The organism is Pseudomonas sp. 1D4 (assembly GCF_001728925.1).
Classification (GTDB): Bacteria; Pseudomonadota; Gammaproteobacteria; order Pseudomonadales; family Pseudomonadaceae; genus Metapseudomonas; species Metapseudomonas otitidis.
Genome location: NZ_LXJQ01000005.1, coordinates 103,708 through 129,585, shown reverse-complemented (window position 1 = coordinate 129,585; position 25,878 = coordinate 103,708). Strand labels below are relative to the sequence as shown.

Below are 25,878 nucleotides of genomic sequence, written 5' to 3'. Positions count from 1 at the left end.
TTGACCCTGCTCAGACACGCCACTAAGCTGCGCGCCTGCACCAGGTGCCCCACGGTTTTGGCCGGCGGGGTGAAACAGGGAAGCCGGTCCATTCCATCAAGAATCCGGCGCTGCCCCCGCAACGGTAGGCGAGTCAACCACCGCATCCAGCCACTGTGCCCAGGCATGGGAAGGCGCGGTCAGGGAACCCCAGGTTCCGCTCGCAAGCCCGGAGACCGGCCCGGTGCGAGCGGGCATGGCCACGGCCATGCGTCCATCCCTGGAGTCGCGCGGGTGGCGCGACGGAGACCCACATGCAGTCCCCCGTATCCCGGGCATCCGCCACATGGATGCTGCTCGGCCTTGGCGCCGTATTCCCCGCCCATGGCGAGCCCCTCGAACTGACGCCGCAGAGCGTCACCGCCACGCGCACCTCGCAGCCTGTGCGCGCCAGCCTGGCCGCCACCACCGTCATCGACCGCGACGCCATCGAGCGCAGCCAGGCCCGCTCGGTGCCCGAGCTGCTGCGCCAGGTGCCCGGCGTCACCCTCAGCAACAACGGCGGCCCCGGCAAGAACACCACGCTGTTCATGCGTGGCGCCGAGTCCGACCACGTGCTGGTGCTGGTGGACGGGGTGAAGATCGGTGCGGCCAGCAACGGCTTGGCCGCCTTCCAGGACCTGCCGGTGGAGCTGATTGAGCGCATCGAAGTGGTCCGCGGCCCGCGCTCCAGCCTCTACGGCTCCGAAGCCATCGGCGGGGTGATCCAGATCTTCACCCGTCAGGGCAGCGGCGACGGCACTGCCAAGCCCTGGTTCTCCGCCGGCTACGGCACCCACGACAGCTACCAGGGCAGCGCCGGCGTCAGCGGCGGTGGCGAGCAGGGCTGGTACAGCCTGGGCATCAGCAGCCAGGACAGCGATGGCATCGACGCCATCAGCCCGCGCAGCAGCTACCACGAGGGCGACGCCGACGGCTACCGCAACCTCTCCGGCACCCTGCGCGCCGGCTACCGCTTCGACAACGGCCTGGAACTGGACGGCACCCTCCTGCGAGCCAAGGCCCACACCGACCTGGACCTGGTGTCCCCGTTCAGCCCCGGCGGCGGCCGCAATGCCAACGCCGACAACGAGCAGCGTGTCATCGGCGGTCGCGCCCGTTTCAGCCCGGTGGAGCCCTGGGGCATCACCCTCCAGGCCGGCCGCAGCGAAGACCTGTCGCGCACCGAGGCCGGCGGGCAGTTCGACTCGCGCTTCGACAGCCAGCGCAACACCGCCTCCTGGCTCAACGAGCTCACCCTGACCGAGGGCCACACCCTCAGCCTCGGCCATGACTGGCAGCAGGACGAGGTGGACAGCTCCACCCGCTTCGACCGCGACTCGCGCCTCAGCCGCGGCACCTTCGCCCAGTACCTGGGGGAGACCGGCCGACAGGACTGGCAACTCGCCCTGCGCCGCGACAACAACCAGCAGTTCGGCCGCCACGACACCGGCAGCGCCGCCTGGGGTTATGCGCTCAGCGATGCGCTGCGCTTCAGCCTCAGCTATGGCACCGCCTTCAAGGCCCCCACTTTCAACGAGCTTTACTACCCCGGCTACGGCAACCCCAGGCTCAAGGCCGAGACCTCTGAAAGCTTCGAGGCGGCGCTGCGCGGCGAGCACGACTGGGGGCACTGGTCGGCCAACCTGTTCCGCACCCACGTCGACGACCTCATCGTCCACGACGCCCAGGCCGGCACCGGCCCCTTCGGCGGCCCCAACAACATCGGCAAGGCGCGCATCGACGGCGCCGAGCTGAGCCTCGGCAGCCGCTGGCTCGGCTGGGACTGGAATGCCAACCTGACCCTGCTCGACAGCGTCAACCGCGCCCACGACGGCAACCACGGCAATCAGTTGCCGCGTCGTGCCCAGCAGGTGTTCAACCTGGACCTGGACCGGCGCATCGGCGCCATCGGCCTGGGCGCCACCCTGCACGCCGAAGGCCGGCGTTTCGACGACGTCGCCAACGACGACCGCCTGGCCGGCTTCGCCACCCTCGACCTGCGGGGCGAGTACTGGCTGAGCGAGGAGTGGCGCCTGCAAGCCAAGGTCAGCAACCTCTTCGCTGCCGACTACGAGACCGCCAAGGACTTCAACCAGCCCGGCCAGGCCGTCTACTTCAGCGTTCGCTACCAGGCCCTGTAACCCCTGAGCATCGTGGCCGAGGGCGGCGAAACAGCCCGCCCCCGGCGTAAACTGCGCATCTTCCGCCGGCGCCCGTGTCGGCCCCGAACTGAGGACTCCCATGAGCGAATCCCCCGAACGCGACCAGCGCCACAAGGCGCGCATGCAGCGCAAGAAAGCCCTGATCGACGAGAAGATCGCCCAGGCCCAGGACGAGTACGGCCTGCTGCTGGTGCACACCGGCAACGGCAAGGGCAAGAGCAGCTCCGCCTTCGGCATGGTCGCCCGTGCCCTCGGCCACGGCTTCAAGGTGGGCGTGGTGCAGTTCATCAAGGGCGGCATGTCCACCGGCGAGGAAGCCTTCTTCCGCCGTTTCCCCGAAGAGGTGAGCTTCCACGTCATGGGCGAGGGCTACACCTGGGACACCCAGGACCGCCAGCGCGACATCGACAAGGCCCGCGCCGCCTGGGCCGTGGCCCGTGAACTGCTGGACGACCCCGAGGTGGGCCTGGTGGTGCTTGACGAGCTGAACATCGCCCTCAAGCACGGCTACCTGGCGCTGGACGAGGTGCTGCGCGACATCGAGTCCCGCCCCGAGCACCAGCACGTGGTCGCCACCGGCCGGGGCGCGCCCGACGCGCTGATCGAGGCGGCGGACACCGTCACCGAGATGAGCCTGGTCAAGCACGCCTTCAAGGCCGGGGTGAAGGCCCAGAAAGGCGTGGAGTTCTGATGACCCGCACCTGCCCCGCACTGCTCATCGCCGCCCCCGCCTCCGGCCAGGGCAAGACCACCGTCACCGCCGCCCTGGCACGCCTGCACGCCCGCCAGGGCCGGCGCGTGCGGGTGTTCAAGTGCGGGCCGGACTTCCTCGACCCGATGATCCTCGCCCGTGCGTCGGGCCACCCGGTCTACCAGCTGGACCTGTGGATGATCGGCGAGGCCGAGAGCCGGCGCCTGCTGTGGGAAGCGGCAGGAGAGGCGGACCTGATCCTCATCGAGGGCGTGATGGGGCTGTTCGACGGCTCGCCGTCCGCCGCCGACCTGGCGCGGCACTTCGGCGTGCCGGTGCTGGGGGTGATCAACGGCGCCGCCATGGCCCAGACCTTCGGCGCCCTGGCCGTGGGCCTGGCCACCTACCAGCCGGACCTGCCGTTCGCCGGCGTGCTCGGCAACCGCGTCGGCAGCCAGCGCCACAGCGACCTGATCCGCGACAGCCTGCCAGACTGGATCCGCTGGTACGGCGCCCTGCCGCGCAGCGCCGAGGTGGAGCTGCCCAGCCGTCACCTGGGGCTGGTGCAGGCCGAGGAGCTGGCCGACCTGGACGCCCGCCTGGACGCCGCCGCCGATGCCCTGGCCGCCAGCGCCGAAGTGGCGTTGCCGCCCGCCGTGGCCTTCGCCGCGCCGGCAGACGAACCCCTCGAACCCTGGCTCGAGGGCGTGCGCATCGGCGTCGCCCGTGACACCTCCTTCGCCTTCCTCTACCAGGGCAACCTCGACCTGCTGCAGCGCCTGGGCGCCGAGCTGGTGTACTTCTCGCCCCTGACGGACGCCGAACTGCCGACGGTGGACAGCCTCTACCTGCCCGGTGGCTACCCGGAGCTGCACCTGCCGCAACTGGCCGGCAACCCGGCCATGGCCGCCGCCATCCGCGCCCACCACCAGGCCGGCAAGCCGATCCTCGCCGAGTGCGGCGGCATGCTCTACCTACTGGAGGCGCTCACCGATGCCGCCGGCCAGTCCGCCGAGCTGCTGGGCCTGCTGCCCGGCCGCGCGGTGATGCAGAAGCGCCTGGCCGCCCTGGCCCTGCAGGAAGCCACGCTGCCGGAAGGCACCCTGCGCGGGCACACCTTCCACCACTCGCTGCTGGAGTCCCCCGAGGCACCGCTGGTGCGCGGCCTGTGTCCCAACGACAAGCCGGTGGCCGAGGCGGTGTACCGCATCGGCCGGCTGACTGCCTCGTACATCCACTTCTACCTGCCGTCCAACCCCCGGGCGGCCGCGGAGCTGCTGCGCCCATGAGCGACCACGCCTACCGCCCCGAGGACCGCGAGGCGATCTACCGGGTCATCGCCGAGCGCCGCGACATGCGTCACTTCGTCGGCGGTGAGGTGGCGCCCGAGCTGCTGGCGCGGCTGCTGCAGGCCGCCCACCAGGCGCCCAGCGTCGGGCTGATGCAGCCCTGGCGCTTCATCCGCATCCGCGACCGGGCGCTGCGCGAGGCCATCCACGGCCTGGTGGAGGCGGAGCGGGTGCGCACCGCCGAGGCCCTGGGCGAGCGTTCCGACGAATTCATGCGGCTGAAGGTGGAAGGCATCCTCGACTGCGCCGAGCTGCTGGTGGCCGGTCTGATGGACGGGCGCGAAGCCCATGTCTTCGGGCGACGCACCCTGCCGGAAATGGATATGGCTTCGCTGGCCTGCGCCATTCAGAATCTCTGGCTCGCCGCCCGCGCCGAAGGGCTGGGCATGGGCTGGGTCTCGCTGTTCGAGCCCCAGGCCCTGGCCGACCTGCTGGGCATGCCGCCCGGCAGCAAGCCCCTGGCGGTGCTCTGCCTGGGCCCGGTGGAAGCCTTCTACCCGGCGCCGATGCTGGCGCTGGAAGGCTGGGCGCAACCGCGCCCGCTGAGTGATCTGCTGTTCGAGAACCATTGGGGACACACGCAATGAGCCTGGGCCTGACCACACTGGTCGCACTGCTGCTGGACGCCCTGTTCGGCGAGCCCCGTCGCGGGCACCCGCTGGTGCTGTTCGGCCGCTGGGCCGAGCGCCTGGAGCGTCGTTTCAATCCGGGCGGACGCGGCTGGCGCAGCCACGGCGTCAGCGCCTGGCTGCTGGCGGTGCTGCCGCCGACGGCGGTGGTCTGGCTGCTGGCCGATATCCCCGGGCTGGGCTGGGTGGTCAGCGTGCTGGCGCTGTATGCCGCCGTCGGCCTGCGCAGCCTCAACGAACACGCCGAGCCGGTGGCCCAGGCGCTGGAGCAGGGCGACCTGGCCCGCGCGCGGGAGCGGGTCGGCTACATGGTCAGCCGCGACACCCGCGAGCTGGACGACAGCGCCGTGGCCCGCGCCGCCACCGAATCGGTGCTGGAGAACGGCAGCGACGCGGTGTTCGCCGCACTGTTCTGGTTCGCCGTGGCCGGCGCGCCGGGCGTGGTGCTCTACCGCCTGGCCAACACCCTCGACGCCATGTGGGGCTACCGCAACGCGCGCTTCGAACGCTTCGGCTGGGCGGCGGCGCGCATCGACGACGTCCTCAACTACATCCCCGCGCGCCTGGTGGCGCTGACCTACGCCGTGCTCGGCAAGACAGCGCTGGCCCTGCACTGCTGGCGCCAGCAGGCGCCGCTGTGGGACAGCCCCAACGCCGGCCCGGTGATGGCCGCCGGTGCCGGCGCGCTGGGCGTGCAACTGGGCGGGCCGGCGATCTACCACGGCGAGCTGCACGAGCGGCCGCGCCTGGGGGAGGGCGAGCCCGCCTGCGCCGTCGACATCCAGCGCGGCATGGACCTGGTGCGCCAGGGCGTGATGCTCTGGGTCGCCGTACTGATCGTCGGAGGGTGGCTCCTTGCTTGAACATGGCGGACGGCTGCGCCTGGCCGCGCAGCGCTATCGCATTCCCGAAGGCGACTGGCTGGACCTCTCCACCGGCATCGCCCCCTACGGCCTGACCCTGCCGCCGATCCCCGCCCAGGCCTGGGCCCGCCTGCCGGAGCGGGACGACGGCCTGGAAGACGCCGCCCGCGACTACTACGGCGCCTGTGGGCTGCTGCCGGTGGCCGGCTCCCAGGCCGCGATCCAGGCCCTGCCGCGCCTGCGCAAGCGCAGCCAGGTGGGCATCATCTCGCCGTGCTACGCCGAGCACGCCGCTGCCTGGCGCCGTGAAGGCCACCGCCTCGAAGAGATCAGCGAAGCCGGCGCCCGCCGCGCCGTGGATCGCCTCGACGTGCTGCTGGTGGTCAACCCCAACAACCCCACCGGGCAGCGTTTCACCCCGGACCTGCTGCTGGACTGGCACGGCCGCCTGGCCGAGCGCGGTGGCTGGCTGGTGGTGGACGAGGCGTTCATGGACGTCACCCCGGAGCAGAGCCTGGCCAATGCCAGCCACCTGCCGGGGCTGATCGTGCTGCGCTCCTTCGGCAAGTTCTTCGGCTTGGCCGGCCTGCGCCTGGGCTTCGTGCTGGCCGAGGGGCGGCTGCTGGGCGAACTGGACGAACTGCTCGGCCCCTGGACCGTCAGCGGCCCGGCCCGCGCCCTGGCCCGGAGCCTGCTGGAAGACCGCGCCGGCCAGGCCCGGCAGCGCGAGCGCCTGCTGGCCGACGGGCAGCGCCTGGAGGCCCTGCTGGCCGGCCACGATCTGGTGCCCACCGGCGGCTGCGCGCTGTTCCAGTGGGTGGCCATGCCCCACGCCAAGGTGCTGCACGAGTACCTGGCGGCGCGGGGCATCCTCACCCGGCTGTTCACCGCACCGCCCAGCCTGCGCTTCGGCCTGCCGCCGGACGCGGCCGGCTGGCGCCGCCTCGACGAGGCGCTGGCCGGCTTCAACCAGGAGTTCGCATGACCACCCTCATGGTGCAGGGCACCACCTCCGACGCCGGCAAGAGCACCCTGGTGACCGCGCTGTGCCGCTGGCTCAAGCGCCAGGGCGTGGCCGTGGTGCCGTTCAAGCCGCAGAACATGGCGCTGAACAGCGCGGTGACCGCCGACGGCGGCGAGATCGGCCGTGCCCAGGCGGTGCAGGCCCAGGCCTGCGGGCTGGCGCCGCACACCGACATGAACCCGGTGCTGCTCAAGCCCAACAGCGACACCGGCGCCCAGGTGATCATCCACGGCCGCGCCGTCACCTCGATGAATGCTGTGGCCTACCACGACTACAAGAAGGTCGCCCTGCAGGCGGTGCTGGCCTCCCACCAGCGTCTGCAGGCGGGCTACCAGGTGGTGATGGTGGAGGGCGCCGGCTCCCCGGCGGAGATCAACCTGCGCGCCAACGACATCGCCAACATGGGCTTCGCCGAGGCGGTGGACTGCCCGGTGATCCTCATCGCCGACATCGACCGGGGCGGCGTCTTCGCCCACCTGGTGGGCACCCTGGAACTGCTCTCGGACAGCGAGCAGGCGCGGGTGAAGGGCTTCGTCATCAACCGCTTCCGGGGCGACATCGCCCTGCTGCAACCCGGCCTCGACTGGCTGGAGCAGCGCACCGGCAAGCCAGTGCTGGGGGTGCTGCCGTACCTCACCGACTTCCACCTGGAGGCCGAGGATGCCATCGACCGCCGCCAGGCCGACAAGACCGGCGAGGTGCTGCGGGTGGCGGTGCCGGTGCTGCCGCGCATCAGCAACCACACCGACTTCGACCCCCTGCGCCTGCACCCGCAGGTGCAGCTCACTTTCGTCGCACCGGGTCAGCCGCTGCCACCGGCGGACCTGGTCATCCTCCCCGGCTCCAAGAGCGTGCGCGCCGACCTGGCGCGGCTGCGCGAACATGGCTGGGACCGCGCCCTGGCCCGTCACCTGCGCTACGGCGGCAAGGTGCTGGGCATCTGCGGCGGCTACCAGATGCTCGGCCGGCGCATCGCCGATCCCCATGCCCTGGAAGGCCCGGCGGGGGAGAGCGCGGGCCTCGGCCTGCTGGAACTGGACACCGTGCTGGAGCCGGAGAAGCAACTGCGTAACGTGCGCGGCCGCCTGAGCCTGGGCGACGTGCCGGTGAGCGGCTACGAGATCCACGCCGGGGTCAGCCAGGGCTCGGCCCTGGAGCGCCCCGTCGTTCAGTTGGACGATGGCCGCTGCGATGGGGCCCTGAGCCCGGACGGCCAGGTGCTCGGCACCTACCTGCACGGCCTGTTCGAAGGCGCCGAGGCCCGCGAGGCGCTGCTGCGCTGGGCCGGCCTGGAGCAGGTGCAGGCCGTGGACTACCCGGCCCTGCGCGAGCGCGACATCGAGCGCCTGGCCGATCAGGTCGAGCGCCACCTGGACACCGACCTGCTGCGCCGCCTCTGCGGCCTGGAGCCTGCCCATGGCTGAACTGATCCTCGGCGGCGCCCGTTCGGGCAAGAGCCGCCTGGCCGAACGACAGGCGGCCGACTCCGGCCTGGCGGTGGTGTACATCGCCACCAGCCAGCCGCTGGATGGCGAGATGAGCGCCCGCGTCGCCCATCACCGCGCCCGCCGGCCCGACCACTGGGGCCTGGTGGAGGAGCCCGTGGAGCTGGCCCGCGTGCTGCGCGAGCACGCCAGTGCCGGCACCTGCCTGCTGGTGGACTGCCTGACCCTCTGGCTCACCAACCTGCTGATGCTGGAGGACGAGGCACGCCTGGCCGCCGAGCGCGATGCGCTGCTGGCCTGCATCGCCGAGCTGCCCGGCCGCGTGCTGCTGGTGAGCAATGAAACCGGCCTGGGGGTGGTGCCCCTGGGTGAACTGACCCGGCGCTACGTGGACGAGGCGGGCTGGCTGCACCAGGCCCTGGCCGAGCGTTGCACCCGCGTGACCTTCACCGTCGCCGGCCTGCCCATGCTGTTGAAGGGAGCTTCCTGATGAACACCGACGCCTGGTGGCTGGCCGCCTGCCAACCCGAAGACGCCTCCGCCCGCGACCTGGCCCTCACCCGGCAGGACCAGTTGACCAAGCCCCGTGGCGCCCTGGGTCGCCTGGAGGACGTGGCCGTGACCCTGGCGGCCCTGCAGGGCCGCGAGCGCCCGCGCATCGAGCGGCCCTGGTTCACCGTGTTTGCCGGTGACCACGGCGTGGTGGCCGAGGGCGTGTCGGCCTATCCCCAGGCGGTGACCGGCGAGATGCTGCGCAACTTCGTGCGCGGCGGCGCCGCCATCAGCGTGCTGGCCCGCACCCAGGGCGCACCGCTGGAGCTGGTGGACCTGGGCACCGCCGTGCCCATCGAGCCGCTGCCCGGTGTGCTGCACCTGAACCTCGGGCCGGGCACGGCGAACTTCGCCCAGGGCCCGGCGATGAGCGAGGCCCAGTGCCACGCCGCCCTGACAGCCGGCCGTGAGAGCGCCGAACGTGCCCGTGCCGAAGGTGCCGACCTGTACCTGGGCGGCGAGATGGGCATCGGCAACACCACCACTGCCAGCGCCCTGGCCGCCGCCCTGACCGGCACCTCCGCCACCACCCTGGCGGGCCCGGGCACCGGCCTGGACGCGGTTGGCGTGCAGCGCAAGGCCCAGGTGATCGACCAGGCCCTGGCGCTGCACCGGGCTCACTGCGAGCCCCCGCTTTTGGGCGCCTCTAAAAACGTAGGCGAGGCAGTCAGCGCAAGGCAAAAACAGGCGAAAAAGCGCAGTTTACGAGCGGTAAATGAGCATTTTGAGCCTGTTTTTAACGCCGCGATGACAACGCAGGTAGTTTTTAGTGGGGCCCTGGAGGCCCTGCGGCGCCTGGGCGGTTTTGAACTGGCGGCCCTGGCGGGCGCCTACCTGGCCTGTGCCCAGCGCGGCATCCCGGTGCTGGTGGACGGCTTCATCTGCAGCGTTGCCGCGCTGTGTGCCGTGCGCCTCAACCCCACGTGCCGCCCCTGGTTGCTGTTCGCCCACCGCTCCGCCGAGCCGGGCCACCTGGCGGTGCTGCAGGCTCTGGGCGCCGAGCCGCTGCTGGACCTGGGCCTGCGCCTGGGCGAGGGCAGTGGTGCGGCGGTGGCCTTGCCGCTGCTGCGCCTGGCTTGCGACCTGCACGGTGGCATGGCCACCTTCGCCGAAGCGGCCGTCTCGGACCGCCCGGCATGAGCCGGGTCATCGACCTGCTGCGCCATGGCGAGACGGAGCGCGGGGGCGGTTTTCGCGGCAGCCTCGACGATGCCCTGACCGCCACCGGCTGGGCACAGATGCGGGCGGCCGTGGAAGGCGCCGGGCCCTGGACGCGGATCGTCAGCTCGCCGCTGCAGCGCTGCGCCGCCTTCGCCCGTGATCTGGCGGAGCGGCTGGCGCTGCCCCTGGCCTTCGACGAGGCCTTGCGCGAGCTGCACTTCGGCGACTGGGAAGGGCGCAGCGCGGCCGAGCTGATGGAGACCGACGCCGACGGGCTCGGTGCCTTCTGGAACGATCCCTATGCCTTCACCCCGCCCAACGGCGAGCCGCTGGAGGCCTTCGAGGCACGGGTGCTGGCGGCCCGCCAGCGGCTGCTGGAGGGCGATGATGGGCCGGTGCTGGTGGTCAGCCATGGCGGGGTGATCCGCCTGTTGCTGGCGCTGGCCCGTGGCCTGCCTCGGCAGCAACTGATGAGCGTCGAGGTGCCCCACGCCTCGCTGCAACGGATCGTGCTGCCATGACGCCGTTGCTGATCGCCTTGCAGTTCCTCACCCGCCTGCCGGTGCGCCTGCCGGGTATGCCCGAGCCGCAGCAGGTCGGCCGCTCGCTGCTGTTCTACCCGCTGGTGGGCGCGCTGCTCGGCCTGTTGCTGCTGGGCCTGGAGTGGCTGCTGGGGGATACCGCGCTGCTGCTCAAGGCGGCGCTGCTGCTGGCCGCCTGGGCGGCCCTGAGCGGTGGCCTGCACTTGGATGGCCTGGCCGATACGGCGGATGCCTGGGTCGGCGGCTACGGCGACCGCGAGCGCACCCTGGCGATCATGAAGGACCCACGCAGCGGCCCCATCGCGGTGGTGGTGCTGGTGCTGGTGTTGCTGCTGAAGTTCGCCGCGCTGGTGGCGCTGCTGGAGCAGGGCCCCATCGCTGCGCTGCTGCTGGCGCCCTGGCTGGCGCGCGGCCTGCTGCCGTTGCTGTTCATGACCACGCCCTATGTGCGCCCGGGCGGCCTGGGCCAGGCCCTGGCCGAGCACCTGCCGCGCCAGGCGCTGCCCTGGGTGCTGGGCGCTCATGCGCTGCTGGGGCTGGTGTTCGGCTGGGTGGCGCTGGTGTCGCTGCTGGCGGCCCTGGCGGTGTTCGCTGGGTGGCGGCGCGGCCTGATGCGTCGGTTGGGCGGCACCACCGGTGACACCGCCGGAGCGTTGGTGGAGCTGGTGGAGGTGGGGGTACTGGTGGCGGTAGCGCTGCTGGGTTGAGCACCGGGGCCGCGCGGCCCCGGTGCGTCCCGGTTCAGAAGCGCAACTTGCTGCGCCAGTCCTCGTAGACGGCGGTGGGGGCTACTTCCACACGGAAGCGGCTGCCGTCCTGGGCGTTGCCCCAGAGGAACAGGTGGTCCTTCCAGGCGCCGTCGGGCCAGATCTTCAGGTAGTAGTCGTGGCCGGGCAGGGGGCGTTGCCCGCTGTAGTCGATGAAGGCCACCTGGTCGCCGTCCTTCAGGCATTGCCCCTGGTCATTGTCGATCTGCACACGCAGGTGCCGCGAGGGATTGCCAGCAGCGGGGTAGTAGCCCCACTTGCCGGCACCGTGGGCGTACCAGGTGAGGAAGTGGCCGGGGTAGGCGCGGGACTCCAGGGTGACGTAGTCGCCGTTGCGCACGCAGAAGCTGGCGAAGTGGTCCCAGGCATTGAGGCTGAAGGTGCTGGCGTCGTCGCGGCCGTTGCCGGTGACGGTGACCCAGTGGGTGGCCTTTGCTCCGGTGCGCAGGGCGTTGCCGTTGTCCAGGCTGCGCAGCACCACGCGGGCGTAGCGGTTGTCGGTGGGCTTGTAGGCCTGCTGCGGTGTGCGCTGCGGGTTGGCGTAGGTGAAGGCGGCCACCGGGTAGTGGTCGGAGTAGTCCTGGTAGTACCAGGTGTTGACGCCGTCGCTGGCGCTCCAGCGCGGGGAGGGGATGTCCAGCGCCTGGTTGTGCCAGTAGGACACCTGGCCATGGCGGTTGGAAACCAGGATGTAGTCGAGGTACTCCGGCGGGTTGCCGGGCGCCTGGCCGGGGCCGTTGTCCTTGTAGGGGTACTGGTAGCCGGTGACGCCATTGCGCCGGGTGTCGAAGGTGGCGGAGGCGCCGGCGTAGCTGTCGGGTTCGCGCAGGTCCAGTTGGGCCAGCATGTGCGGGTATTCGTCGCTGCCGCGGATGACGTTGAGGTCGCCACCGATGAACAGCACTTCGCTGGCGGGGATGTTCTCGCGGTCGATGAAGGCGCGCATTTCCCTGAACTGGCTCTCCCGCACGGCACGGCCGCCGTCCGGGCAGACGCTGTCGGCAGCCTGGGTGTGGGTGGCGATGACGTGGAAGGGGCGCTCGCCACGCTGCACCTTGACGTAGACGAAGCCCTTGTTGGCCAGCCTGTCGGCGCCACAGGCATCGCTGTAGAGGTATTGGACCCTGCGCACGATGGGCCAGCGGCTGACGATGGCGACGCCGCCGTCGTCGAGGCTGGCAGCGGGGTTGCCGGTGGTGGCGTCCCAGCCGGCAGTGGACCGGCCGAGTACGGGCGTCTGGTGCGGGTAGCGGTCCTTGAGGCCGCTCAGCAGGATGTCGGAGGCGGCGTTGTCGAACAGTTCGTTGAAGATCACCAGGTCGCGGTCTTCCAGGTAGTCGGCGCGGGTCATCAGCCGGGCGCGCTCCTGGTTGCTCCAGCTGAACTTGAACGGCAGCGGCGTGAGGAAGAAGGCGTTGTGGGTGAGCAGGTTGTAGGCGTCGGGGCGCGGATCGGGTGTGGCAAGGGCCGGGGTGGCGAGCAGGGCGAGCATCGCCCAGGTGATTCGGGAGCTGGTCATCGGTGTGTCCGTGTTGGGGAGGGTTCAGGGCGGCGCGACGCTACCACTGGTGGGCAGAGCGGCGGCGCCCCTATCCAGGGGTTCGGCTGTAGGAAACATCAGGTCTATGACGGCGACATTTCCATGGGTCTGCTTTAGCCCTGGGCGTGCCAGTCCCGGGCCTCCCTGGGAGGCCCGGGATGGGGCTCAGTCGAAGACGAAGTGCTCCCCCGGCAGGCCCATGACCGAGGCGGTGGGCCTGGTCATGGCGGCGGCGTGGCCCTTGGCGCGGGGCAGCAGGCGGTCGAAGTAGAAGTCGCTGGTGGCCAGCTTGGCGCGGTAGAAGTCCTCGGACTCGCTGCCGCCTTCACGCAGGTGGCGGCGGGCGGCGGCCTCCTGCAGGGCCCAGGCGTAGGCGAGGGCGGCGTAGCCGGCGTACATGAGGAAGTCGTGGCTGGCGGTGCCCACCAGGTCGCGGTCCTTGCGGGCGCGCAGGGCGATGCGCAGGGTCAGGACGTTCCACTGCCCGGCGAGCTTGAGCAGGGTCAGGGCGCGGCCGCGCATGGCGGGCTCCTGCCTGATCAGGTCGACGGCGAAGCGGGCCATCTGCCCGGTGAAGTCGCGCACGGCCTTGCCCTGGGTCATCAGCAGCACCTTGCGGCCGAGCAGGTCGAGGGCCTGGATGCCGGTGGTGCCTTCGTAGAGGGTGGCGATGCGGGCGTCGCGGACGATCTGCTCCATGCCGTGCTCGCGGATGTAGCCGTGGCCGCCGAACACCTGCATGCCGAGGTTGGCGCTCTCCAGGCCCAGTTCGGTGAGGCAGCCCTTGAGGATGGGGGTGAGGAAGCCGAGTTTGTCGTCCCAGTGTTCGTACTGGCCGGTGTCGTTCTGCAGGATGCCTTCGATCATGCGGTCGGCGTACTGGGTGGCGAGGTAGACCAGCGCGCGACCGCCTTCGGCGATGGCCTTCTGGGTCAGCAGCATGCGCCGCACGTCACCGTGGTGCATCAGCACGTCGGCCACCTCGCCCGGTTCCTTGGTGCCGGAGAGGGCGCGCATGGAGCGGCGTTCGCGGGCGTAGGCGAGGGCGCCCTGGTAGGCCAGCTCGGCGGTGGCGACGCCCTGGATGGCGGTGCCGATGCGGGCGCTGTTCATGAAGGTGAACATGCATTCCAGGCCCTTGTTCGGTGGGCCGATGAGGTAGCCGGTGGCGCCGTCGAAGTTCATCACGCAGGTGGCCGAGGCCTTGATGCCCATCTTCTTCTCCAGCGCGCCGCAGTTGACGCCGTTGCGCGGGCCGAGGCCGCCGTCGGCGCCGGGGAGGAACTTGGGCACGATGAACAGGGAGATGCCACGGGTGCCCTTGGGGGCGTCGGGCAGGCGGGCGAGGACGATGTGGATGATGTTCTCGGTGAGGTCGTGGTCCCCGGAGGAGATGAATATCTTGGTGCCGGTGAGGGCGTAGCTACCGTCGGCGTTGGCGTCGGCACGGGTCTTCACCTGGCCCAGGTCGGTGCCGCACTGGGGCTCGGTGAGGCACATGGTGCCGGCCCAACGGCCTTCGGTGAGGGGGGTGAGGTAGGTGCGTTTCTGCTCCTCGGTGCCGTGCTGCATGAGGGTGTTCATGGCGCCGAGGGAGAGGCCGGGGTACATGGAGAAGGGCCAGTTGGCGGTGCCGAGCATCTCCTGCTTGAGGGCGCCGAGGCTCATGGGCAGGCCCTGGCCGCCGTACTCGACGGGGTGGGAGAGGCCTTGCCAGCCGCCGGCGACGTAGGCGTCGTAGGCCTCCTTGTAGCCCTTGGGCGTGCGCACTTCGCCGTTCTCCAGGTGGCAGCCTTCCTCGTCGCCGCTGTGGTAGAGCGGGGCGATGACTTCCTCGCAGAGCTTCGCGCACTCGCCGAGGATGGCGTCGACCATGTCGGGGGTGGCGTCCTGGCCGTTGGCGAGGCTGCGGTAGTGGGCAGGGAAGTCGAAGACTTCGTTGAGCAGGAAGCGGGTGTCGCGCAGGGGCGCCTTGTAGCTGGGCATCGGGACCTCGGCAGGCAGGTGGCAGTCGCGCCGAGTTATACGGCGCACCGGTCACGGCGGCCTTGGCAGCGGGAACGGGGGCGTCTGGCACTTGGGACAATCGCCCGGTGCACGGGCGGGCGATACGGCCATTGACCGGGCCCGAGACGAGCCCTATACAGCTCTCCCTTGTCCGTTCGCTGTCGGGCGCCCCGGTTGGCGGCGGCTGTAGGCGCGGCATGTCGCCGCCGGGCCGGAAAGTGAGGATGCACGCGATGAGTTCGATGTGGCGCACGAGTGGCTGGGTGTTGCTGGGGGCGTCGTTGATCCTGGCGCTGTCACTGGGCATCCGCCACGGCTTCGGCCTGTTCCTGGCCCCGATGAGCGGGGAGTTCGGCTGGGGGCGGGAGGTGTTTGCCTTTGCCATCGCGCTGCAGAACCTGATCTGGGGCCTGTCGCAACCCTTCACCGGGGCCCTGGCCGACCGCTTCGGTGCGACGCGGGCGGTGCTGGTGGGCGGTGTGCTCTATGCGCTGGGGCTGGTGCTGATGAGCCTGTCCCATTCGCCGCTGCAGCTCTCGGCCAGTGCGGGGCTGCTGATCGGCATCGGGCTGTCGGGGACGTCGTTCTCGGTGATCCTCGGGGTGGTCGGGCGGGCGGTGCCGGTGGAGCAGCGCAGCATGGCCATGGGCATTGCGGCGGCAGCCGGTTCGTTCGGCCAGTTCGCCATGCTGCCGGGCTCCCAGGGGTTGATCAGTTGGCTGGGCTGGTCGTCGGCGCTGCTGGCGCTGGGGCTGCTGGTGGCGTTGATCGTGCCGCTGGCGGGGATGCTCAAGGACCGTCCGTTGCCCTGCAAGGGGCCGGAGCAGAGTCTGGCCGAGGCGCTGCGCGAAGCGGCGGTGCATCGCGGGTTCTGGCTGTTGTCGCTGGGCTTCTTCGTCTGCGGGTTCCAGGTGGTGTTCATCGGCGTTCACTTGCCGGCCTACCTGGTGGACCAGCACCTGCCGGCGACCGTGGGCACGACGGTGCTGGCGCTGGTGGGGCTGTTCAATGTGTTCGGCACCTACATCGCCGGCTGGCTGGGCGGGCGCCTGGCCAAGCCTCGGCTGCTGACCGTGCTGTACCTGCTGCGGGCGGTGGTGATCCTGACCTTCCTCTATATGCCGCTGTCGGTGTGGAGCGCCTATGCCTTCGGCATGGCGATGGGGCTGTTGTGGCTGTCTACGGTGCCGCTGACCAACGGCACGGTGGCGACCCTGTTCGGGGTGCGCAACCTGTCGATGCTGGGCGGCATCGTGTTCCTCTTTCACCAGCTCGGGGCCTTCCTCGGTGGCTGGCTGGGTGGCTACCTGTACGACCACTCCGGCAGCTACGAGGTGGTGTGGCAGATCTCCATCCTGCTCAGCCTTATGGCGGCCGCGCTGAACTGGCCGATCCGCGAGCAGCCGGTGGCGCGCCTGCAGGTGGCGCTGTGAAGGCGCGGCTGGCGCTGGCCGCCGGGGCTGCGCTGATGCTGGGCCTGACCGCGCTGGCCTGGTGGGGGTGGCAGCGCGGCGGCCTGGCGCTGCTGCAATTGAACATGAGCCTGTGCTGATTGCCGGCTGACGGGCCCGGCGCTAGCCTTGCTCCACCGCTTGACCCGCCGCGTGCCCGAGGATGCCTGCCATGAAACGCCTGTTCGCCGTGCCCCTGCTCGCCCTGTTCGCCCTGCCCGCCGTGGCGGCGGAGTGCCCACCGCTGTTGCAGCACAGCCTGCCGCAGTTGCGGGCCAAGGCGACGGTGGACCTGTGCGAGCGCTTTGCCGGCAAGCCGCTGCTGATCGTCAACACCGCCAGCCACTGCGGCTTCACCCCGCAGTTCAAAGGGCTGGAGGCGTTGTACCAGCGCTACAGGGCCGAGGGCTTCGAGGTGCTGGGCGTGCCTTCGGATGACTTCAAGCAGGAGGCGGCCAATGTGGAGGAGACCGCGAAGGTCTGCTACGTGAACTACGGCGTGACCTTCACCATGACCGAGCCGCAGCACGTGACCGGTGACGATGCGACGCCGCTCTACCGCGAACTGATCGAGCAGTCCGGCCAGGCGCCGCGCTGGAACTTCTACAAGTACGTGGTGGATCGCCAGGGCCAGGTGGTGGCGCATTTTTCCAGCCTCACCAGCCCGGATGACGAGGACCTGCAGAAGGCCATCCGCCAGGCGCTGGACAGCAAGCCCTGACCCGGCGAGGGGGGCGAAAAGGCTGATCAGCCGGGAGTTTGTTTCAGAATCTTTCGGCTGGTTCCGGTTTGCTTGGCGTTCCCGTGCTAGGGTTCGCGGCCTGTTTGCCACCCCCTCTCCTGGAGACACCCATGTCGATCAAGGACCTGATCCTGGCCGGACTGCTGGCCACCGCCATTCCCACTGCCTTCGCTGCCAAGCCGGCTGCCCCTGTTGAAGAGAGCACTGCCCAGGCCGAACAGGTCGCGGACGAGGACGTGGGTGCCTATGAAGAGCAGAGCATGAGCGAGGAGGAGTTCCTCAACAGCCTGAGCTTCAAGCAGGGCAAGGTGGTGATCGGCGACAACCTGGCCACCCTGGATGTGCCCGAACAGTTCGTCTACCTGGATGGCAAGGACGCCGAGCGCGTGCTGGTGGAGGCCTGGGGCAACCCGCCGGATGCCGAGGAGCCGCTGGGCATGATCCTGCCCAAGGGCATCTCTCCGCTGGCCGATGAATCCTGGGCCGTGACCATCGAATACGAGGAAAGCGGCTACGTGTCCGACGAGGATGCCAGCGACATCGACTACAACGAGATGCTGCAGGGCATGAAGGATGACACCGAGGAAGACAACACCTGGCGCGCCGAGAACGGCTACGAGCCGGTGCAGTTGATCGGCTGGGCCTCCCAGCCGCGCTATGACGCCAACGGGCGCAAGCTGCACTGGGCCAAGGAGCTGAAGTTCGGCGATGCCGAAACCCACACCCTGAACTACAACATCCGCGTGCTGGGCCGTAAGGGCGTGCTGGTGCTGAACTTCATCGCCAACATGGATCAGTTGCCGACCATCGAGCAGAACCTGCCGGCGGTGTTGGCGATGACCGAGTTCAACCCGGGCAACCGCTACGCCGACTTCAACCCGGAACTGGACAAGGTCGCGGCCTACGGCCTGGGCGCGCTGATTGCTGGCAAGGTGGCAGCCAAGACGGGCCTGCTGGCCATCCTGCTGGTGCTGTTGAAGAAGTTCTTCTGGGTGCCGATCGCCATCGGTGGCTGGGTCATTGCCCGTGTCCGTGGGAAGAGGAAGGAGGCCGCCCAGGCTGCCGAGCCGGCCCAGCCGGAGGCGGCGCCGGTGGTGCAGCCGAGCCAGCCGGTCGAACCCGCCGCAACAGTGATGGACCTGAACCGCGAGGAGCCGCCCAAGTCCTGACGGTTGCTGCTGTCCGGGGTGATGCGTCAACCCGGGCACACATGAAAACGCCGCGATACCCGAGAGGGGATCGCGGCGTTTTCGTTTGTGATGTACCCCGGCAGCGGCGCCGCCGGGGTCCAGGTCAGAAGCGGTAGGTGACCTGGGCACCCAGGCCGTGGGCGCTGTTCTTGTAGGTGGAGGAGTAGTTGCCCTTGCTGCTGCTGCTCTGGTTGACGGTGGCTTCGTCTTCCTTGAGGTAGGAGTAGGCGAGGTCCACGGTCCAGTCGTCGCTGGGGCTCCAGGCGGCACCGAGGCTGAGGATCTTGCGGTCGTCGGTGGGGATGCGCGGGGAGCGGTACTCGTTGCGGGTCGGGCTCTGGTCGTAGGCCAGGCCGGCACGCAGGGTCCACTCGCGGTTCAGCTTGTAGGCCGCGCCGACGGCGTAGGACCAGGTGTCGCGCCAGTGCTGTTCTTCGGTGATGGTGCCGAGTGCCCCGGCCAACGGGCCGCGTACACCGTCGTTCTCCACCTTGATTTCCTCCAGGCGGCTCCAGCGGGTCCAGGTGGTGCCGGCGTAGAGGGTCCAGTCGGCGTTCAGGTCGTGGGTGATGGAGAAGTCGACCGACTCGGGCGTTTCCAGGTCCAGGGAGGCGTCGTACTTGCCGGCCGAGCCCGCCAGCACGCCGCTGGTGGAGACGGTGGTGTCGCCACGCAGCTTGTACTTGACCTTGGAGTGGTAGGTCAGGCCCAGACGGGTGCTGGGATCGACCTCGAACAGGACGCCGGCGTTGAAGCCCAGAGCGGTGTCGTCGCCCTTGACCTTGACCTTGCCGTCCGCAGCGCCCGGAACCGGGTTGGGCAGGGCCGAGGTCAGCTCGCCGTCGATGCGGTTGATGGTGGGGCCGAAGCCGACGGAGAGCTGGTCATTGATCTTGTAGCTGACGGTGGGCTGCAGGGTGACCACGCGGACTTCGCTGCGGGTGCCGTAGTAGCGGCCCTGGAAGCCCTTCTCATAGTCGGTCACCAGGCCGAAGGGCACGTACATGCCGAGGCCGAAGGTCCATTTGTCATCGATGGGCTTGACGTAGTAGCCCATGGGCACGCCGATGAACGGGACCATGTCGCCGTCGTTGCTGCCCGAGAAAGAGCCACGGCCATGGTCGATGTCGGTCTTGGCGTCCAGCAGGGCGAAACCGCCGCTGACCTGCTCGCGCTTGAGGCGCGACATGCCGGCAGGGTTGCCGAATACGGTGGAGGCGTCCTCGGCCGAGGAAGAGCGACCGGCGAAGGCAGTACCCATACCGCTAACGCTCTGTTCGTTGATGGCGAAACCGCCGGCGAGGCTGTAGGTAGAGGCGCCGGCAACGGCGAGAGCGAGGCTGGTCTTTATGACTCTTGTGATCACGGTTGACTCCTGGGTCTGGTAAGGCGGGGGCGGAAACTAGCAGGATTTCCAGACCCTTTCCAGCCACGTGAGTTCCCGTCAAATCCGCATTCTAGAGGCTTCCGTGTGGCAAATTGCCGCTAATTTCATGCTTCGTGCAAAAAGGTCTTGGACGCTCGTTCCTGACTGGCTGGTCAGTGATCGGTGTTTCTTAGGCGGCCTGTTGGCGTTGTCCTACGCATCGGTTCCACGCCTCAAGGTAATCGCTGGGATTTCCCTGCGGGTTGAATACGCGCCTCCAGACGTCGGCCATGCCAGGCCAGTCATCCGCCGAGGGCATCACGAGGACTTCGCTTTCCACCAGCAGCCAGGCGATGGCGGTGGCGTAGCGCAGGTTCACCGCGAGTTCCAGGTGGGGAGCGCCGAGGAAGGCGTGCTGGCTGGCAAGGCCCCGTACCAGGCTGGCCAGGTCCGGATCACGTGCCAGGTGCTGGTCCCAGAGTTGGCGATGGTGCGCTTCGCTGATGTGGTAGAGGCCGTAGCCGGCGCGATCCCCGAGGGCCGTGCCAAGGTCGGACTGGCACGCGGCGGCGCCGAGCAGGAGCACTTCGGCCGTGGGGGAGGGACGTTGCAGGTAGGCCAGGGTGGGGCGGATGACGTGTTGGCAGAGGTCGTGTGCGGCGATGCCCATGATGCCCTCGCGAAAGGTGCCGGCGGGGTCGGGGGCGTGTGGCAGCTTCTCGTTCTGGGAAAGGACCCCGCCGGGAGCGGGGTTAGCCGCTCGATTTGAAGTGTAGTGGGATAAAGATGCTGTAAAGGCCTGTTTTTAAACTGTTTGGCGTCTTGCGCAAGGCGCCATATGCCAGACAGTCATTAACAGCTTGCGGAGTAGGCCGCCCGGTGACGGGCGGCCTGGATCACAGGCCGGTGGCCACGGGGCGGCTGGGGTCGGTGATCCATTCGCTCCAGGAGCCTGCATAGAGCGGTGCGAGCGGGTAGCCGGCGAGGCTCAGGGCGAACAGGTTGTGGCAAGCGGTGACGCCGGAGCCGCAGTAGACCACGAGGCTGTCCGTGGGGCGGTCGGCGAGGAAAGCCTGGAACCGCTGGCGCAGGGCCGGGGCGGGCAGGAAGCGGCCGTCGGCGTCGAGGTTGTCGGTGAACACTGCGCATTGGGCGCCGGGGATGTGTCCGGCGACGGGGTCGATGGGTTCCACCTCGCCCTTGAAGCGCGGCAGGGCACGGGCGTCCAGCAGGGTGAGTGCGTGGGCATCGAGGCGGGCCTGGAGCTGACGGGCATCCAGCACCAGGCTGGGGTCGGCTGTACCGGTGAAGCTGCCGTTGCGCTCGGTGGGGTGTTCCGCATCCAGGGGCAGGCCGGCATCGCGCCAGGCCTTCAGGCCGCCGTCGAGCAGGTAGACGCCATCGCGCTTGCCCAGCCAGGCGAGCAGCCACCAGGCGCGGGCGGCGAAGGCGCCGGGGCCGTCGTCATGCAGCACGATGGTGCTGGTGTTGTCCACGCCCCAGCGGCGCAGGGCGGCGACCAGCCTATCCGGCTCCGGCAGCGGGTGGCGTCCGGTGATGCCCGGTTGTACGGGGGCTGAGAGATCGCGCTCGAGATCGGCGAAATGTGCACCCGGGATATGCCCTTCGGCGTGGCTGCGCTGGCCGTAGCTCGTGTCGTCCAGGGCGAAGCGGCAGTCGAGGATCACCAGGCCGGGTTGCTCCAGACGGTGCGCCAGTTCATCGGGGCTGATCAGTTGCGCGAGTGACATGACGGTCTCCTGTGTCGAATCGATGACGTTGCGCATCATAAGGAACGATCGCGCGTTGCGTCGCGCGGATGAACACGAGATGGGAGGGCCACGATGCCAAACCTGCATTCATTCGCCCAGAGCGCTACCCTGGCACGCCGAGTCGGCGTGGTGGTCGGTTCGGTGCTGTGGACGCTGTATTTCTGCTGCCTTGTCCTGTGGCTGGCGCTCTGGCGGCGTCTGGACCGCAAGCGTGTGGACGGCTTCACGCGGGCCTGGTCGCGGGGGCTGTTGCGCCTTGTACGGGTTCGCTTGTCGGTCCATGGGCGTTGGCCGGATTTCAATGATGGTCGGCGCTACCTGATCCTATGCAATCACTCCAGTCACTACGACATTCCGGCGTCTTTTGTGGCGCTGCCGGGCTCCATCCGCATGTTGGCCAAGCAGGAGCTGTCCCGGGTGCCTTTCCTGGGGGCGGCGATGAAGGCGGCGGAGTTCCCGTTCATTGACCGGCACAACCGGCGCCAGGCGCTGGAGGATCTTGCCAAGGCGCGCGCCATGATGGAAAGCGGCATTGTGTTGTGGGCCGCGCCGGAGGGCACGCGTTCCCCGGATGGCCGGTTGCAGCCATTCAAGAAGGGCTGCTTCCACCTGGCCCTGGATACCGATGCGGTGATCGTGCCGGTGGCCATTCGCGGCATTCATCGCGTACTGCCGGCGCGTACCTGGCGTTTCAACCTGGGGTTGCCGGTGTCTGTGCATGTGGGGGAGCCGATCGATGCCAGCCAGTACGATGTGGCGCGGCTGGGGACGCTCATGGAACTGACCCGTGAGCGAATGGAGGCCTTGTTGGAGCCTGGGGTGGCGCAGCCGGAAGCGGTGAGGCAGGGACTGCTGGAGCCGGCCTGAACCTGCTCGCAGCGGCGAAGGGGGAGGGCGGTTAACGAGCCGCCCAGCCTGAGAGGGCTCAGTGCTGTGAACGAGGCATGAAAAAGGGACGCCATTGGCGTCCCTTTTTCATGGAGCAAGCAGGCCTCAGACGGTCGGCTTGTCCTTCTCTTCCTCGCTGGCCTGCTGTTCTGCAGCAGGTTGCTCGGCTTCGACGGTTGCGGCTTCTTCTGCCTGGGCCTCGGCCTGGACGGCTTCAGCTTCGGCGGCCGGTGCGGCCTCTTCGGTCGGCTGAGCTTGTGCCTCGACAGGGGCTTCGGCCACGAGCGGCTCCTCGACCACTGCAGGTGCGGCAGCCTCGGCTTCGACCGGGGCCGCGGCAGCGGTGGCAGCGGCTTCACGGGCCAGGCGCTCGGCCTCCTGCTGGCGACGACGAACCTCGCGAGGATCGTTGGGCGCGCGGCCGGTGCTGCTCACGCTGGTGGTGGGCGCAGCGGGGGCGACTTCGACGCTCGGAGCAGGCTCGGCGACGACTTCTACTGCGGGCTCCGGCTGGGGCTCGGCTGCCTGGGGCTCGACGACAGCAACCGGCTCGGCAGCTTCGGCGACTTCAACCGGCTGAGCTTGAGGCTCGCTGGCCGCTTCGGCGCTTTCGGTCTGCTCGGTCACGGCAGTGATCGGTTCGCTGGCTTCGGGCGCGTAATGCGGCTGGCGCAGCTCAAGGCTGGCCTGCTGCTCGGTGGCCTGGCTGTCGGCGTTCGCTTGGGGCTCTGCCTCGGCTGTCTCTGCTGCTTGGCTGGCGGCTTCGACGGCGATCACGGAGCCGGCGGCGACCGCTGCAACCACGGCAGCATCGGAGGGCTCGTTGGCCTGCTCGGCATCGCCTTCGGCTTCTTCGTTGCCTTCCAGCGACTCGTCGCCATTCACTTCACGCTGACGCTCGCGGCGGTTGCTGCGGCGGCGCTGGCCACGGGAGCGACGACGGGGGCGTTCGCCGTCCGCGCCTTCCTGGCCGTCGTCCAGCAGCTCTTCGCTGTCGTTCAGCAGTTCTTCTTCGCTCTGGGCATTTGCAGCCTGTTCGGGGCGCGGTTGGCGCTCTTCACGGGGCGGACGCTCACCACGCTCGCGGCGGTTCTCCTGACCTTCACGCGGCTCGCGGGCTTCGCGGGGCTGGCGCTCCTCACGGGGCTGACGCTCTTCGCGGGGTTGGCGTTCCTCACGGGCCTGGCGCTCTTCACGCGGTTGGCGCTCTTCGCGAGGCTGACGCTCCTCACGGGGCTGGCGCTCTTCGCGCGGGGCGCGCTCTGCACGAGGTTGGCGCTCTTCGCGCGGCTCACGGCCTTCGCGGGGCTGGCGCTCCTCACGCGGTTGACGGTCCTCGCGAGCCTGACGCTCTTCACGCGGCTGGCGCTCTTCGCGAGGCTTGCGCTCGTCGTCACGACGGCCTTCACGGCCTTCGCGGCGGCGGTTCTGCTGGCGGCCGTTACGACGCTCCTCGCCGGTACGGGCAGGGCGCTCGCTGGTGGTGGCCTTCTCAGGCGCAGGGCTCGGCTCGTCCTTGCCGGCGAACAGGCTGACCAGCGACTTCACCAGGCCCTTGAACAGGCTCGGTTCGGCGGCGGCAACGGCAGCGGTGGGCGGTGCCATCGGGGCCGGGGCGGTCGGTGCGGGAGCCGGACGCTCGGGGGCAACGGTCTTCACGGCGGCCTCCTGGCGAACCAGGGTGCGGGTGGAGGTGGCCGGATGGTGTTCCTCGACTTCGGTCGGGGTCATCTCGTAGCTGGACTGGCCAGTGAGGACTTCCGGGTTGTCGTCGCGCAGGCGCTGGACTTCGAAGTGCGGGGTTTCCAGGTGGTCGTTCGGCAGGATCACGATGCGGGCGCGGGTGCGCAGCTCGATCTTGGTGATGCTGTTGCGCTTCTCGTTGAGCAGGAAGGCGGCGACCGGGATCGGCACTTGGGCACGGACTTCGGCGGTGCGGTCCTTCAGGGCTTCTTCCTCGATCAGACGGAGGATGGCCAGGGACAGGGATTCGACGTCGCGGATGATGCCCTGGCCGTTGCAACGGGGGCAGACGATGCCGCTGGTTTCACCCAGGGACGGGCGCAGGCGCTGGCGGGACATTTCCAGCAGGCCGAAGCGGGAGATGCGGCCAACCTGGACGCGGGCACGGTCGGCTTCGAGGGCTTCGCGGACCTTCTCTTCCACGGCGCGCTGGTTCTTGGCCGGGGTCATGTCGATGAAGTCGATGACGATCAGGCCACCGATATCGCGCAGACGCAGTTGGCGGGCGATTTCCTCGGCCGCTTCCAGGTTGGTCTGCAGGGCGGTTTCTTCGATGTCACCACCTTTGGTGGCGCGAGCGGAGTTGATGTCGATGGACACCAGGGCTTCGGTCGGGTCGATGACGATGGAGCCGCCGGAGGGCAGCTTCACTTCGCGCTGGAAGGCGGTTTCGATCTGGCTCTCGATCTGGAAGCGATTGAACAGCGGGACGCTGTCCTGGTAGAGCTTGATCTTGTTCTGGTACTGCGGCATCACCTGGCGGATGAAACTCAGGGCTTCTTCCTGGGCCTCGACGCTGTCGATCAGCACTTCGCCGATGTCCTGGCGCAGGTAGTCGCGGATCGCGCGGATGATGACGTTGCTTTCCTGGTAGATCAGGAAGGGGGCGCCGCGCTCACCGGAGGCTTCTTTGATGGCACTCCAGAGTTGCAGGAGGTAGTCGAGGTCCCACTGCAGTTCTTCGCTGGAGCGGCCGAGGCCGGCGGTACGCACGATCAGACCCATGTCGGCCGGCGCGTTCAGGCCGTTCAGGGCTTCGCGCAGTTCGTTGCGCTCTTCGCCTTCGATGCGACGGGAGATGCCGCCGGCACGGGGGTTGTTCGGCATCAGCACCAGGTAGCGGCCGGCGAGGCTGATGAAGGTGGTGAGGGCTGCGCCCTTGTTGCCGCGTTCTTCCTTCTCGACCTGGACGATGACTTCCTGGCCTTCGTTGAGCACGTCCTTGATGTTGACGCGGCCCTCGGGGGACTTCTTGAAGTATTCGCGGGAGATTTCTTTCAGCGGCAGGAAGCCGTGACGTTCGGCACCGAAGTCGACGAATGCGGCTTCGAGGCTGGGTTCGATGCGGGTGATGCGGCCTTTATAGATGTTGGCCTTTTTCTGTTCGCGGGCGCCCGACTCGATGTCCAAGTCATACAGGCGTTGGCCGTCGACCAGGGCAACACGCAACTCTTCGGGCTGAGTTGCGTTAATCAGCATTCTTTTCATGTAGTACCGTCGGTTTCCGGGGCTACCGGAAACGGCGATCAGCACACACGACTCTCGCGGTCGGTGTCAGGTGCGTGTCAGGAGCGGATTAATGCTCCCGTGTCCAGCGACATCAGGCCATCTGGCCGGAGTCGCGACGACGTCTCCCGCTGCTGTTGTCGTAACAGAAGCAACGTTTATCAGGAGGAGGAATCAGCCATCGGCAGCGGACGGAATAAAACGTCTTGGTTGAAACGCTGCTACGCAGTCCGACGGTTGTGCATCTCCACCCTACACTTGTCCCTTGAAAATCGGGTGCCGCTCGCAGAATCCGTAGCGGGTTGCATTTACCGCGACCGCCCAAGGGTGGTCACGCGTCATGGCTCAAGGCTTTTTTCTCCGAATAGTCGCTGTTCTGGAGCGAAAATCCTGACGGACGGCCTGACGTCCTGAATGGGTTGCACGTGGCTGGGATGGCAGTCTTGGCGAGCATCCGGGGCACGGCC

At 69.0% G+C, this 25,878-nt stretch carries 22 protein-coding genes and 1 riboswitch; of the genes, 16 read left to right on the top strand and 6 right to left on the bottom strand.

Going from position 1 to position 25,878, the window contains the following annotated elements:
• Positions 1-25 precede the first annotated feature (25 nt).
• Positions 26-239, top strand: a riboswitch (cobalamin riboswitch).
• Between the two features lie 90 nt (positions 240-329).
• The 11 genes from btuB (at position 330) to A7D27_RS04315 (ending at position 11,146) form a co-directional block, all read left to right on the top strand.
• Positions 330-2,162 carry a TonB-dependent vitamin B12 receptor gene (btuB, locus tag A7D27_RS04365; RefSeq protein WP_139134049.1) on the top strand — a complete coding sequence of 611 codons (1,833 nt, stop codon included), beginning with the start codon at positions 330-332 and terminating at the stop codon, positions 2,160-2,162.
• Between the two features lie 100 nt (positions 2,163-2,262).
• Positions 2,263-2,874 (top strand): cob(I)yrinic acid a,c-diamide adenosyltransferase, encoded by a 612-nt coding sequence (gene cobO, locus A7D27_RS04360; protein ID WP_069564184.1) that lies wholly within the window; start codon positions 2,263-2,265, stop codon positions 2,872-2,874.
• Complete coding sequence (locus A7D27_RS04355) at positions 2,874-4,163, top strand: cobyrinate a,c-diamide synthase (protein ID WP_083265517.1); 1,290 nt, start codon at positions 2,874-2,876, stop codon at positions 4,161-4,163. The genes cobO and A7D27_RS04355 overlap by 1 nt, the downstream gene beginning before the upstream one ends.
• Complete coding sequence (bluB, locus tag A7D27_RS04350; RefSeq protein WP_069559714.1) at positions 4,160-4,810, top strand: 5,6-dimethylbenzimidazole synthase; 651 nt, start codon at positions 4,160-4,162, stop codon at positions 4,808-4,810. The genes A7D27_RS04355 and bluB overlap by 4 nt, the downstream gene beginning before the upstream one ends.
• Entirely contained in the window at positions 4,807-5,715 is a 909-nt protein-coding gene (gene cbiB, locus A7D27_RS04345; RefSeq protein WP_069564182.1) for an adenosylcobinamide-phosphate synthase CbiB, read from the top strand. Before bluB ends, cbiB begins: the two co-directional genes overlap by 4 nt.
• Entirely contained in the window at positions 5,708-6,700 is a 993-nt protein-coding gene (gene cobD / locus A7D27_RS04340) for a threonine-phosphate decarboxylase CobD (RefSeq protein WP_069564181.1), read from the top strand. Before cbiB ends, cobD begins: the two co-directional genes overlap by 8 nt.
• The gene (locus tag A7D27_RS04335) at positions 6,697-8,163 is read left to right on the top strand and encodes a cobyric acid synthase (RefSeq protein ID WP_069564180.1); all 1,467 of its coding nucleotides are present in this window, start codon (positions 6,697-6,699) and stop codon (positions 8,161-8,163) included. Before cobD ends, A7D27_RS04335 begins: the two co-directional genes overlap by 4 nt.
• The gene (gene cobU, locus A7D27_RS04330) at positions 8,156-8,674 is read left to right on the top strand and encodes a bifunctional adenosylcobinamide kinase/adenosylcobinamide-phosphate guanylyltransferase (RefSeq protein WP_069564179.1); all 519 of its coding nucleotides are present in this window, start codon (positions 8,156-8,158) and stop codon (positions 8,672-8,674) included. Before A7D27_RS04335 ends, cobU begins: the two co-directional genes overlap by 8 nt.
• Complete coding sequence (locus A7D27_RS04325; protein ID WP_069564178.1) at positions 8,674-9,876, top strand: nicotinate-nucleotide--dimethylbenzimidazole phosphoribosyltransferase; 1,203 nt, start codon at positions 8,674-8,676, stop codon at positions 9,874-9,876. Before cobU ends, A7D27_RS04325 begins: the two co-directional genes overlap by 1 nt.
• The gene (cobC, locus tag A7D27_RS04320; protein WP_069564177.1) at positions 9,873-10,418 is read left to right on the top strand and encodes an alpha-ribazole phosphatase family protein; all 546 of its coding nucleotides are present in this window, start codon (positions 9,873-9,875) and stop codon (positions 10,416-10,418) included. The genes A7D27_RS04325 and cobC overlap by 4 nt, the downstream gene beginning before the upstream one ends.
• Entirely contained in the window at positions 10,415-11,146 is a 732-nt protein-coding gene (locus A7D27_RS04315) for an adenosylcobinamide-GDP ribazoletransferase (protein WP_069564176.1), read from the top strand. Before cobC ends, A7D27_RS04315 begins: the two co-directional genes overlap by 4 nt.
• Before the next feature lie 34 nt (positions 11,147-11,180).
• Here A7D27_RS04315 and sph read toward each other — a convergent pair whose 3' ends face one another.
• Both sph and A7D27_RS04305 read right to left on the bottom strand, forming a co-directional pair.
• Complete coding sequence (gene sph, locus A7D27_RS04310) at positions 11,181-12,725, bottom strand: sphingomyelin phosphodiesterase (protein ID WP_069564175.1); 1,545 nt, start codon at positions 12,723-12,725, stop codon at positions 11,181-11,183.
• 186 nt (positions 12,726-12,911) lie between these two features.
• A complete protein-coding gene (locus A7D27_RS04305; protein WP_069564174.1) occupies positions 12,912-14,732 on the bottom strand; it encodes an acyl-CoA dehydrogenase C-terminal domain-containing protein in 1,821 nt (606 codons plus the stop codon).
• Positions 14,733-14,995: 263 nt separating this feature from the next.
• On the opposite strand from A7D27_RS04305, the gene A7D27_RS04300 reads away from it, so the two are divergent.
• The 4 genes from A7D27_RS04300 to A7D27_RS04290 all read left to right on the top strand — a co-directional run bounded on the left by A7D27_RS04300 (position 14,996) and on the right by A7D27_RS04290 (position 18,115).
• Entirely contained in the window at positions 14,996-16,186 is a 1,191-nt protein-coding gene (locus A7D27_RS04300) for an MFS transporter (protein WP_139134048.1), read from the top strand.
• Positions 16,183-16,305 carry a hypothetical protein gene (locus tag A7D27_RS28610; RefSeq protein ID WP_256548247.1) on the top strand — a complete coding sequence of 41 codons (123 nt, stop codon included), beginning with the start codon at positions 16,183-16,185 and terminating at the stop codon, positions 16,303-16,305. Before A7D27_RS04300 ends, A7D27_RS28610 begins: the two co-directional genes overlap by 4 nt.
• 71 nt (positions 16,306-16,376) lie before the next feature.
• Positions 16,377-16,925, top strand: coding sequence for a glutathione peroxidase (locus A7D27_RS04295; protein ID WP_069564172.1), 549 nt, complete (start codon positions 16,377-16,379; stop codon positions 16,923-16,925).
• A 131-nt stretch (positions 16,926-17,056) separates the two neighbouring features.
• Complete coding sequence (locus A7D27_RS04290; RefSeq protein WP_069559702.1) at positions 17,057-18,115, top strand: DUF2167 domain-containing protein; 1,059 nt, start codon at positions 17,057-17,059, stop codon at positions 18,113-18,115.
• A 124-nt stretch (positions 18,116-18,239) separates the two neighbouring features.
• Here the strand turns inward: A7D27_RS04290 and A7D27_RS04285 are convergent, their stop codons facing one another.
• The 3 genes from A7D27_RS04285 to A7D27_RS04275 all read right to left on the bottom strand — a co-directional run bounded on the left by A7D27_RS04285 (position 18,240) and on the right by A7D27_RS04275 (position 21,253).
• A complete protein-coding gene (locus A7D27_RS04285; RefSeq protein WP_069559701.1) occupies positions 18,240-19,502 on the bottom strand; it encodes an OmpP1/FadL family transporter in 1,263 nt (420 codons plus the stop codon).
• Between the two features lie 190 nt (positions 19,503-19,692).
• Positions 19,693-20,172, bottom strand: coding sequence for a hypothetical protein (locus tag A7D27_RS04280; RefSeq protein ID WP_069564171.1), 480 nt, complete (start codon positions 20,170-20,172; stop codon positions 19,693-19,695).
• Positions 20,173-20,398: 226 nt separating this feature from the next.
• Positions 20,399-21,253, bottom strand: a complete 855-nt coding sequence (locus A7D27_RS04275) for a sulfurtransferase (protein ID WP_069564170.1) — start codon at positions 21,251-21,253, stop codon at positions 20,399-20,401.
• A gap of 93 nt (positions 21,254-21,346) precedes the next feature.
• Here A7D27_RS04275 and A7D27_RS04270 point away from each other — a divergent pair, with 93 nt between their 5' ends.
• The gene (locus A7D27_RS04270; protein WP_069564169.1) at positions 21,347-22,141 is read left to right on the top strand and encodes a 1-acyl-sn-glycerol-3-phosphate acyltransferase; all 795 of its coding nucleotides are present in this window, start codon (positions 21,347-21,349) and stop codon (positions 22,139-22,141) included.
• A 126-nt stretch (positions 22,142-22,267) separates the two neighbouring features.
• Here A7D27_RS04270 and rne read toward each other — a convergent pair whose 3' ends face one another.
• A complete protein-coding gene (rne, locus tag A7D27_RS04265) occupies positions 22,268-25,393 on the bottom strand; it encodes a ribonuclease E (protein WP_083265516.1) in 3,126 nt (1,041 codons plus the stop codon).
• Between the last annotated feature and the right edge of the window lie 485 nt (positions 25,394-25,878).